This is a genomic window from Parabacteroides sp. Y3-G-102 (assembly GCF_023656845.1).
Lineage (GTDB): Bacteria > Bacteroidota > Bacteroidia > Bacteroidales > Tannerellaceae > Parabacteroides > Parabacteroides distasonis.
In genome coordinates, this window is the sequence record NZ_JAMOKU010000004.1 from 168,105 (window position 1) to 174,463 (window position 6,359).

The window sequence follows — 6,359 nt, forward strand, 5'->3', positions numbered from 1 at the left end:
TTTGCCTTTCCCTGCTCTAAAGCATGAAAAAATGTTTACTTTTGCAGGAAAATTACATATAAACAATTTTAGTTGTATCATGGCAAATGTGATTAAGATTAAAAAGGGTTTAGACATTAATCTGAAGGGCAAAGCTTCGGATGTACTGTTAAACGGCGGCAAGAGCGAGTCTTATGCGATCGTCCCCGATTATTATAACGGTATTCTCCCCAAAGTTGTTGCGAAAGTAGGAGAAAAAGTCAAAGCCGGTTCTGTACTGATGATTGACAAGAACCGCCCCGAGATCAAGTTTGTTTCGCCGGTCAGTGGCGAGGTAACTGCCGTAAACCGAGGAGAGAAGCGTAAGGTGCTAAGCATCGTTGTGAAGCCGGATGCGCAGATCGAGTATGAGGAGTTCGGTAAGAAGAACGTAGCATCCCTACAGGGAGCAGAGGTGAAAGAGGTACTTCTGAACGCTGGTATGTGGCCGTTTATCAAGCAACGCCCATACGATATCGTTGCCGCTCCATTGGATACTCCGCGTGATATCTTCGTTTCGGCTTTTTACTCCGCTCCGTTGGCTCCAAACTTCGATTTTATCGTAAAAGGTCAGGAGGCTGATTTCCAGACTGGATTAAACGCCCTAGCTAAATTAACGAATGGAAAAGTGTATGTGGGTGTAAGAAGTGGTTCTGTCGTGAGCGGAATGAAAGGTGTGGAGATCGTGGAAGTAGAAGGTCCGCATCCCGCAGCGAACGTTGGCGTGCAGATCAATCATATCAAGCCCGTTAACAAGGGTGAGGTAGTTTGGACGGTTAATCCGGCAGACGTGATCGTTATCGGACGCTTGTTTAACAAGGGTGTCGCCGATTTCAGCCGTATGGTTGCTATTACCGGTTCCGAGACTACCGAGAGAGGCTACGTTAAAACGATTTCAGGTTGTACGATTAAGAGCTTGGTTAACGGTAAAGTGTTAGGACAGGAACATATCCGTATTATCAGCGGTAATGTTTTGACAGGTACCAAGGTGAATATGGATGGTTACCTAGGCGCTTATGATAACCAGATCACCGTGATTCCGGAAGGTGATGAGACGCATGAGTTCTTAGGTTTCGCTATGCCTCGTTTCAACCAGTTCAGCGCTAGCCATAGTTACTTTAGCTGGTTAGGTACTAGCAAGGAATATGTGATCGACGCCCGTATCAAAGGTGGTAAACGTGCCATGATCATGTCTAATGAATACGATAAGGTGTTTCCGATGGACATCTATCCGGAGTATTTGTTGAAAGCGATCATTGCGTTCGATATCGACAAGATGGAGAACTTAGGTATCTATGAGGTGGCTCCCGAGGACTTCGCTCTTTGCGAGTTCGTGGACACTTCCAAGATCGAGTTGCAAAAGATCGTTCGCGACGGATTGAACCTGTTGTATAAGGAAATGAATTAATAACATAAAAAACTTATAATACATTGAAAGCGTTAAGGAATTATCTCGACAAGATTAAGCCTAACTTTGAGGAAGGCGGAAAGCTGGCGATGTTCCGTTCTGTTTTTGACGGTTTCGAAACATTCTTATTTGTTCCGAACGAGACCTCTAAAACGGGCGTACATATTCATGACTGTATTGATTCAAAGCGTGCCATGACCGTGGTTATCATCGCTTTGTTGCCTGCTTTGCTTTTTGGTATGTATAATGTCGGTTATCAGCACAATTTAGCTGTGGGGGCTGATCCGGGATTTTTGATGACTTTTATTTTTGGATTTTTGGCGGTATTGCCTAAGATCATTGTTTCGTATGTGGTAGGTTTGGGTATAGAGTTCGCTGTCGCCCAAGTGAAGAAGGAAGAGATTCAAGAAGGATTCTTGGTTTCCGGTATCTTGATTCCGATGATCGTTCCGGTCGATACTCCGTTATGGATGATCGCTGTAGCTACTGCTTTCGCTGTTATTTTCGCGAAAGAGGTATTTGGTGGTACGGGATATAATATATTTAATGTAGCATTGGTTACACGTGCGTTCTTATTCTTCGCTTACCCGGCAGCAATGTCTGGTGATCAAGTGTTCGTTCGTACGGCTGATACGTTTGGTATCGGGGCTGGCCAAGTAGTTGACGGTTTTTCCGGAGCTACTCCGCTAGGACAAGTCGCTATCGCTGGTAAGGAGATGATCGGTTCTTTCCAAGCTGTTGACGTATTAGGCAACCCGATCTCTACTTGGGACGCATTTATTGGTTTGATCCCGGGCTCTATCGGTGAGACTTCCGTATTGGCTATTTTGATCGGTGCGGTTATCTTGTTGGTTACGGGTATCGCAAGTTGGAAGACAATGGTTTCCGTGTTCGTGGGTGGTGCTTTCATGTCATTGATCTTTAATATGATCGGTACTACGGTCGCTATGTGCGTATCTCCGCTGGATCACTTGTTCTTAGGTGGTTTCGCTTTTGGTGCCGTGTTCATGGCTACAGACCCTGTGACTTCCGCTCGTACGGAGACAGGTAAATATATCTATGGTTTCCTTGTAGGTGCTATGGCCATTATTATTCGTGCGTTGAACCCGGGTTATCCAGAGGGTATGATGCTCGCTATCCTGTTGATGAACGTGTTCGCTCCCCTGATCGACTATTATGTTGTGGAAGCTAATATCTCTCGCAGATTGAAACGTGTAATAAAATAAAGTAAGAAGGAATATGGCTAAATATAAATGTAAGGTATGTGGCTATGTCCACGAGGGAAATAAGGCTCCTGACACTTGCCCGGTATGTTCCGCTCCTGCTTCCGAATTTGAGGAAATCAAGGAGGAGGGCGCCGCTAAGAAAGGCATAAACCGGGATAGCAATGTTTATACGGTTGTTTATGCGGCTGTGATGGTTGTGCTAGTGGCTGTCGTATTGGCGTTTACTTCACAATCATTGAGAAGTTTTCAGAAACAGAACGAGGATAACGATAAGAGACAACAAATTCTGCGTTCTATCAACGTAAATGTTTCTTCTTCTGAGGCTGAGACCAAGTACAACGAGTTGATCAAGGAAGCTTTCTTGGTAAACGGGAATGGTGAGAAGGTTGAAGGCGACGCTTTCGCTACGGATGTAGTTAAGGCTGCTACTGAGCATCAATATCCGGTTTTCGTCGCAAATGTAGATGGTCAACCGAAATATATCATGGCTTTGCATGGAGCAGGTCTTTGGGGTCCGTTATGGGGTTATATCTCTGTAGATAGTGATAAGAATACTATTTATGGTGCTGACTTCAGCCACCAAGGTGAAACTCCGGGTCTGGGAGCTGAGATCTCTAAACCGGCGTTCAGCAATGAGTTCAAAGGTAAGAAGATCTTCATGAGTGGAGAATTCAAGTCTGTCGCTGTTGTTAAGCCGGGTAAGAGCGTAGCGGGACAGGATTATGTAGACGGTATCTCAGGTGGTACAATTACCAGTAAAGGTGTGGATGAAATGTTATTCAACAGCTTGAGCGGTTATGTTAAATTTTTGACCTCACAAAATTAAGTAGAAGATGGGATTATTATCTGAAAAGAATAAAGAAGTTCTGTTAGGCCCGTTGAGCGCTAACAACCCGGTTGTCGTTCAGATGTTGGGTATTTGCTCTGCGTTGGCTGTAACATCAAAACTTGAGCCGGCCATCGTGATGGGTATCTCGGTGACGGCTGTCGTAGCTTTCGCTAACGTGATCATTTCATTGATGCGTAATACGATTCCGAACCGTATCCGTATTATCGTGCAATTGGTGGTAGTTGCCGCTTTGGTGACAATCGTTAGTGAGGTGTTGAAAGCTTTTGCTTATGACGTAAACAAACAGCTTTCCGTATTTGTCGGTTTGATCATTACGAACTGTATCTTGATGGGACGTCTGGAAGCGTTCGCCTTGGGTAACGGCCCATGGGAATCGTTCTTGGATGGCATTGGTAACGGTCTGGGATATGCGATTATTCTTATTATCGTAGGTTTCTTCCGTGAATTGCTGGGATCTGGTACCTTATTGGGTTTCCAAGTGATTCCGCAGGCATTCTATGATCTGGGTTACGTGAACAATGGTTTGATGATCTTGCCTCCGATGGCGTTGATCGTGATCGCTGTTATTATTTGGGTTCATCGTGCTAAGAACAAGGAACTTCAAGAAAATTAATGTTAACGATTAAACGAATAATAGAATGGAACAATTATTAAGCACATTCGTCCGCTCGATCTTCGTTGACAACATGATCTTCGCATACTATTTGGGTATGTGCTCTTTCGTGGCTGTCTCAAAGAACGTGAAGACCGCTTTAGGATTAGGTATAGCAGTGACATTCGTACTTTTCTGTACGTTGCCGATTAACTATATGCTTGAGAATTATGTATTGAAAGAAGGTGCGTTAAGTTGGTTAGGCCCGGAATATGCGGAGGTGAACCTTAGCTTCTTGGCGTTTATTATCTTTATCGCCGTTATCGCTTCTTTCGTGCAGTTGGTCGAGATGGTAGTCGAGAAATTCTCTCCGTCTTTGTATGCTTCCCTTGGTATCTTTTTGCCGCTGATCGCTGTAAACTGCGCTATCTTGGGTGGTTCTCTGTTTATGCAACAAAAAGCGTTCCCTAATGTAGGTGTCGCCACTGTTTATGGTTTAGGATCTGGTATCGGTTGGTTGCTGGCTATCGTAGGTATGGCGGCTATCCGTGAGAAATTGTCATATTCAAATGTCCCCAATGCTTTGAAAGGTTTGGGTATTACTTTCATCATCACGGGTTTGATGGGTATGGCATTCATGTGTTTCTCTGGTCTGAAGATTTAAGTATTAACGCATTAAACAAAATATAAAGATGACTTTATTAATGTCGGGCGGACTTACGATTGGTGTCAGCGCAATAGTATTCTTATTGATCACGCTGATCTTGGTCGGTTTGCTTTTGTTCGCCAAAGCAAAATTGGTGCCTTCAGGGAATGTAAGCTTGAAGGTTAACGGAGAGAAAGATATAGAGACCCCGATTGGTGGAACTTTGCTAGGTGCGCTACAGAGCGGTGGCATCTTCTTGTCTTCCGCTTGTGGTGGTGGTGGTAAATGCGGTCAGTGCCGTGCTCAAGTTATTGATGGCGGTGGTGAGATCCTACCTACTGAGAAAGGTTTCTTCTCTCGTAAACAAGTGAAAGATCATTGGCGTTTGGCTTGTCAATGCAAGGTGAAAGAGGATATGGTCGTTCAGGTACCAGACGAGGTATTTGGCGTTAAGGAATGGGAATGCGAGGTTATCAGTAACAAGAACGTCGCTACATTTATCAAGGAGTTTATCGTTGCGTTACCTAAAGGTGAGCACATGGACTTTATTCCGGGTTCTTACGCTCAGATCAAGATCCCTACATACTCAATGGATTATAACAAGGATATCGATAAGAGCTTGATCGGTCCCGAGTATCTGCCGGCTTGGGAGAAATTCGGTTTATTCGGTTTGAAGTGTAAGAACGACTCACCGTCTATCCGTGCCTATTCTATGGCTAACTATCCTGCTGAGGGTGACCGTATCATGTTGACCGTGCGTATCGCTACGCCGCCGTTCAAACCGAAACCACAAGTTGGTTTCATGGATGTGATGCCGGGTATCGCTTCTTCTTATATCTTTACGTTGAAACCGGGTGATAAGGTGACTATGAGTGGTCCTTATGGTGATTTCCACCCAATTTTCGATTCTAAGAGAGAGATGATGTGGATTGGTGGTGGTGCTGGTATGGCTCCGTTGCGTGCCCAAATCATGCACATGACGAAGACGTTGAAGACTACGGATCGTAAGATGTCTTACTTCTATGGCGCGCGTGCCTTGAACGAAGTGTTCTATTTGGAAGATTTCTTGGAAATAGAGAAAGAATTCCCAAACTTTACGTTCCACTTGGCGCTTGACCGTCCTGATCCTGCCGCTGATGCTGCGGGTGTTAAATATACGGCTGGATTCGTTCATCAAGTAATCCATGATACTTACTTGAAGGATCACGAGGCTCCGGAAGATATCGAATACTACATGTGTGGTCCGGGCCCGATGTCAAAGGCCGTGGAAAATATGCTGGATAACTTGGGTGTACCTCGTGAGATGTTGCACTTCGATGATTTCGGTGGATAAAATAGGATTTCTATATCTACAGATAGAAGGCGGGGGTTAAGATCCTCGCCTTTTTTATTTTGGCCCTGAAACTCCTCTTTACGAAGATATACTTCAAATGCTATAGGATATATACTGCATGTGTCATAGGATATATACTTCATTAACGAAATAAGTCGTACTTTGACTATGCCTAAATTTACTTCACAGATTTTACTGTTATTTTCTAAGGTACTTCACATCTTAGAGAAGCTTCTCCTGAAAAACTTCACAGGGTTGAAAGTTGTTTCCTGAACCGGTTCACAGC

6 protein-coding genes are annotated in these 6,359 nt (G+C 44.3%); all 6 read left to right on the forward strand.

What is annotated here, in order from left to right:
- Window positions 1-79: 79 nt before the first annotated feature.
- From NBH16_RS03415 to nqrF, 6 genes are read left to right on the forward strand one after another with little or no spacing between them, the layout of a single operon-like run.
- Window positions 80-1,426: a Na(+)-translocating NADH-quinone reductase subunit A gene (locus NBH16_RS03415; RefSeq protein ID WP_008772142.1), complete on the forward strand. Its 1,347-nt coding sequence runs from the start codon at window positions 80-82 to the stop codon at window positions 1,424-1,426.
- A 23-nt stretch (window positions 1,427-1,449) separates the two neighbouring features.
- Window positions 1,450-2,652 carry an NADH:ubiquinone reductase (Na(+)-transporting) subunit B gene (locus NBH16_RS03420; protein ID WP_005862260.1) on the forward strand — a complete coding sequence of 401 codons (1,203 nt, stop codon included), beginning with the start codon at window positions 1,450-1,452 and terminating at the stop codon, window positions 2,650-2,652.
- 13 nt (window positions 2,653-2,665) lie between these two features.
- Complete coding sequence (gene nqrC, locus NBH16_RS03425; RefSeq protein ID WP_250788103.1) at window positions 2,666-3,478, forward strand: NADH:ubiquinone reductase (Na(+)-transporting) subunit C; 813 nt, start codon at window positions 2,666-2,668, stop codon at window positions 3,476-3,478.
- 7 nt (window positions 3,479-3,485) lie between these two features.
- Entirely contained in the window at window positions 3,486-4,115 is a 630-nt protein-coding gene (locus NBH16_RS03430) for an NADH:ubiquinone reductase (Na(+)-transporting) subunit D (protein WP_005856891.1), read from the forward strand.
- A gap of 25 nt (window positions 4,116-4,140) precedes the next feature.
- Window positions 4,141-4,758 carry an NADH:ubiquinone reductase (Na(+)-transporting) subunit E gene (gene nqrE / locus NBH16_RS03435; protein WP_005856893.1) on the forward strand — a complete coding sequence of 206 codons (618 nt, stop codon included), beginning with the start codon at window positions 4,141-4,143 and terminating at the stop codon, window positions 4,756-4,758.
- A gap of 40 nt (window positions 4,759-4,798) precedes the next feature.
- The gene (gene nqrF, locus NBH16_RS03440) at window positions 4,799-6,073 is read left to right on the forward strand and encodes an NADH:ubiquinone reductase (Na(+)-transporting) subunit F (protein ID WP_010182986.1); all 1,275 of its coding nucleotides are present in this window, start codon (window positions 4,799-4,801) and stop codon (window positions 6,071-6,073) included.
- Window positions 6,074-6,359: the final 286 nt, after the last annotated feature.